Source organism: Legionella tunisiensis (genome assembly GCF_000308315.1).
GTDB classification, from domain to species: Bacteria; Pseudomonadota; Gammaproteobacteria; order Legionellales; family Legionellaceae; genus Tatlockia; species Tatlockia tunisiensis.
This window is the reverse complement of record NZ_CALJ01000069.1, coordinates 1-4,450: the sequence shown is the minus strand read 5'-3', so window position 1 is coordinate 4,450 and position 4,450 is coordinate 1. Positions and strand designations below refer to the sequence as shown.

Here is a 4,450-nt window from a genome sequence, read left to right as displayed (position 1 = left end):
CTATCGAAGTTATTACGTGGCTTGCTGACTACCTACAAACTCTCCTCCCGGTAATAAGTATCAAAATATAGCCATCATTTGGCGTCATAGACGGTTTTTGCTCCAATTGCCATTTAGCTTCTGCAAGTTTTGCGGTTAACGAAATAACTTGGGCTTGTTGTGCATTGATTTGCTCATCGCGGCTACCAAGTTTTGCCAATTGCAAGTTAGATTCATATTGTGCTTTAAGTTGTTTTTGTTCTTTATATAAGGCGACCGCTTCATCAACAGAGTCTTTATCAATAGCTTGTTTTGCGTAGAGTTGCTGAGTGCGTTGTACACGAATTTCTGCCAGCTTCAGTTGCGCATCTGTTTGTTCAATTTGAGCCTGGATTGCGGCAATTTCAGGTGAACGTCTTGGCTGTATTAAATCATTCAATAATTTTTGGGCTTCTAATAAATCCGCTTCATTTTGTTTGACCACTAGTACCTGCGGATCTTCATCCAGCGAAAATAATAATTGTCCTTTCTTAACCTGATCGCCACGGTGAACATACAATCGCATCAAGGTCCCTGAGTTGGGAGAAGCAAGATAGACATTTTCCCCTTCAACATAGCCTTGATAACTGCGTTTTTCTTGTTGCCCACAGTTTGCAATCATTAAGATTAATAAGGCTATGAAGAGAAATTTTATTTTCATACCATAATTTAATTTTTTACACTCTTTGAATTAGTATAATGAAAGGAGCATGGTATTTCATGCTAATCTCGAAGAGAATCAGAAATATCTTTAATAAAAACAAACAGTCGAATAAATGTTTGCCTATAGCCACGAAAGATTTCAGCTTACCAATGAAGTCAAGTTTTAAAGATAAATATGGTTTTACCAGAGTAGATTCAGTGATACATTCAAGAGAAATAAGAATGATTAGGTGCAAGCATGAAATTTGATCTACTGGTTTTAGGTGGTGGAAGCGGGGGGTATTGCCAGTGCAGTGCGTGCTGCTCGCCACGGCGCTAAAGTTGCCGTAGTTGAGGAAAATCATCTGGGTGGCACCTGTGTTAATCTCGGTTGTGTCCCTAAAAAAGTCATGTTCAATGCATCCATGGTGGCAGAAACATTAAGAAAATCACCTGACTATGGTTTTCATCCTGTAAATATAAAATTGGATTGGCAAACACTGGTCAGCAAACGCAATGCCTACATTGAGAGATTGCGAGAAAATTACGCCAAACGCTTCAACGAATATAATATGACCTATTTACACGGCAAAGGGGTTTTCGTTAACGCTAACACGATTGATGTTTGCGGAAAAACCTATCAGGCAGATCATATTATAATCGCTACTGGCGGCCAACCTATACTTCCCAATGATTTGGAAGGAATTGAATATGCTATCGATTCAGACGGCTTTTTTCGCTGGCCTCCAGACCAAATAAAGTGGCTGTCATTGGCAGTGGTTATATTGGTGTAGAATTGGCGGGCTTGCTGCACAGCCTCGGCGCTGATACACATTTGCTTATACGTGGAGAACGCCCTCTGACTCGATTTGACGCTATGTTAGGTGATACCTTACTAGAAATTATGAAACAACAAAACATCAAGGTCCACCTCAATCATCATGCCCAAAGTATTACCCTGCAAAAAGATGGGCGTAAAGCGATCAAATGCCATAGTGGCTCTTTGATTTCCGATCTGGATACCGTGATTGCTGCTGTTGGCAGGTCGCCACGCACCTTTGGGTTAAATCTGGAAGCTCTCGGTATGGATAGAGATAACCGCGGTCTTATCAATGTTGATTGCTATCAAAATACATCCATTCCCGGTATTTATGCCATTGGTGACGTAACGGCTGCACCCGCCTTAACACCCGTTGCTATCGCTGCTGGCCGTCGCCTCTCCGATCGCCTCTTTGGTGGGCAGAAAAAAGCACATCTAAATTATGAGAATATCTGCTCAGTAATCTTTAGTCATCCACCAGTTGGCAGCGTAGGTTTAAGTGAAGAGGAAGCAACAGCCAAATTCGGTAAAGAAGATATTAAAATTTATCAAACCCGATTTAATCCTATGTGTGACGCGTTAAGTGAAATAAAAACCCCAACAGCTATGAAACTGGTCACTCAGGGAAAAATGAAAAATTATTGGTCTTCATATGATTGGTTATGGCGTTGATGAAATGCTGCAAGGATTTGGCGTTGCTGTTAAAATGGGCGCAACCAAACGCGATTTTGACGATACTGTCGCTATTCATCCGACTAGTTCGGAAGAACTAGTAACTATGGTATAAAAATGACTATTCGTTCTTATGAAAATAGATCACCTCTTGCCGGTGAAAGGGTTTATATTGATCCCCAAGCTGCTGTAATAGGCGATGTAACACTTGCTAATGATGTGTCAGTATGGCCTATGGCCGTCATTCGAGGCGATGTGAACTACATTAGGATAGGTGAAGCGTGCAATATTCAAGATGCAGCCATTTTACATGTCTCTCATGATGGTCCGTTCACCCCAGGCGGCCAACCACTCATTCTTGGCAAAGGTATCACTATTGGCCATAAAGCAGTGTTACATGCTTGTACGATAGACGATTATTGCCTGATAGGTATGGGCGTGTTGATTCTGGATAAGGTTCATATTGAACACCATGTTATGGTGGCTGCAGGCAGCCTTGTGCCCCCGGGAAAACGTCTCCAAAGTGGTTATTTATATCTGGGTAATCCAGCTCGCGCAGTGAGACTTTTAACAAACGAGGAATTAACTAATTTAGAATATTCTGCTGAACACTACGTTAGAATAAAAAATAAATATTTGTACCCACCGCAATAAAGAAAGAGAAGGATTTCTATCCTTAAAATGAGCAATTCCTCCCCGTTATTGACCAATTCTACTTGTAAGAATTAAAAAATAATTGCCATTATGCTCAATTATAAAACTACTAATAGCCCAATCACCCCTGGTAAGGTGAGTAAAAAAGGTATAAAGGTAAGTCAAATTGCTTCAAATTGATGGTTACCGTATCTAATATCAACACTGAATACAATTAATTACTAATTATAATTGACGAGATACGCTTGCCCATGTAGTTTTTACCGTTGCAATATTTTTAATTTTTAATTAAAGGAATAACATGCATCTAGATTTTAAAAATTTAAACTACCACTCATTCTTTTGGCTATATTTTTAGTTCCGCTACTTTTGGGTCAATACATACCTGTCCAAATTAAGTCTATTAGTTATGCATTTAGCCTGAGCATGAAGGCCGTACTTGAATTTTTCATGCCTTTTATTATTTTTAGTTTTGTCTTCTCATGCCTGGGAAATTTACAAAAAGGCGCCGTATTTTTCGTATTTTTACTTATTGTTTGCGTTTTTGCGTCTAATTTTACTGCATTAATGTTTGGTTATACTTCTGGCTATATTGGGCTAAATCTCTTTCATTTCAATGCATCCCACATCGACTCAATGCCCCAATTACTGCCAGCTTGGCAATTTCACTTAACAAAGCTCATTTCTAATGATATTGCGTTATTAATTGGCTTTTTTACAGGTATTTTCTTTTCTTTACGCCCTAATCCAATAGCAAAAAAATAGGTACCAATTTAAATAAAGCAGCCAATGGTTTTCTAAAAAACTGTTTATTCCTTTGTTACCTTTTTTATTTTAGGTTTCTTGTTCAAGCTTGAATATGAACAAGTTTTACAAACATCATTAAAATTATACGGCCCAATCTTAATATTAATTATTGCCACTCAATGGCTATATCTCACCTTCTGGTACCTTGCCGCCAGTAATTTTTCACTTAAAAAATTCTTTTTCTACTTAAAAAATGTATTGCCAGCGAGTTTAACTGGTTTAAGTACCATTTCGAGTGCGGCTTCAATGCCCGTGTTACTAATATCAACGGAAAAAATCTTAATGATGCTGAAAAGGCGAAGATGCTCGTTCCAGCCATTATTAACATCCATACTATCGGTAGTGCTATTGGCGTCCCTATTTTGGCCCTGGCAACTATCATAACCTTTGGTTTACCCCTGCCATCAGTACATACCTTTATTATTTTTGCCTTTTATACAGCATTGGCCAAATATGCTGTTGCAGCAGTCCCAGGCGGGGTCATCATCGTCGTTACCCCTATTTTAGAAGCTCATCTTGGGTTTTCCAGTGATATGGTTGGCTTAATTACAGCAATTTATTTGATCTGTGATCCTTTTGGTACAACAGCAAATGTTACTGGTAATGGTGTCTTCCCCATCATGTTTACAAAATTACATGAGCGTCTCAAGGATCTGCGATTACCGAATCTTATCGGAGCAAGAAAAACGACTACTTTCGCTATTGATGAAAATTAAAATCAGAGCTGTAGTCTTTTAAATTTACCTTTAACTCAAAGCCTGCTTTGTTGTTAACACAATCAAGCAGGCTTTATTATTTCCAATAATCGATACAATTCAAATCCTTGTAAATCTTCCA

4 protein-coding genes and 2 pseudogenes are annotated in these 4,450 nt (G+C 38.7%); 5 read left to right on the top strand and 1 reads right to left on the bottom strand.

Annotation, left to right across the window (positions count from 1 at the left end; all coding sequences use genetic code 11):
• Positions 1-28 precede the first annotated feature (28 nt).
• On the bottom strand, positions 29-679 hold the full coding sequence (locus tag BN58_RS22390) for an HlyD family secretion protein (protein ID WP_019215980.1): 651 nt from the start codon (positions 677-679) through the stop codon (positions 29-31).
• A 240-nt stretch (positions 680-919) separates the two neighbouring features.
• Between BN58_RS22390 and gorA the strand changes: the two are divergent.
• From gorA to BN58_RS32925, 5 genes and pseudogenes are all read left to right on the top strand, one after another.
• Positions 920-2,267: pseudogene (gene gorA / locus BN58_RS22380) on the top strand (glutathione-disulfide reductase).
• Between the two features lie 2 nt (positions 2,268-2,269).
• Complete coding sequence (locus BN58_RS05445; protein ID WP_019215978.1) at positions 2,270-2,806, top strand: gamma carbonic anhydrase family protein; 537 nt, start codon at positions 2,270-2,272, stop codon at positions 2,804-2,806.
• Positions 2,807-3,232: 426 nt separating this feature from the next.
• Positions 3,233-3,571 carry a hypothetical protein gene (locus BN58_RS05440; protein WP_026069278.1) on the top strand — a complete coding sequence of 113 codons (339 nt, stop codon included), beginning with the start codon at positions 3,233-3,235 and terminating at the stop codon, positions 3,569-3,571.
• Positions 3,572-3,622: 51 nt separating this feature from the next.
• Positions 3,623-3,997, top strand: a pseudogene (locus tag BN58_RS37535) (cation:dicarboxylate symporter family transporter); the annotation flags it as partial.
• A complete protein-coding gene (locus BN58_RS32925) occupies positions 3,916-4,329 on the top strand; it encodes a cation:dicarboxylate symporter family transporter (protein ID WP_083852117.1) in 414 nt (137 codons plus the stop codon). The pseudogene BN58_RS37535 and the gene BN58_RS32925, both read left to right, overlap by 82 nt.
• Positions 4,330-4,450: the final 121 nt, after the last annotated feature.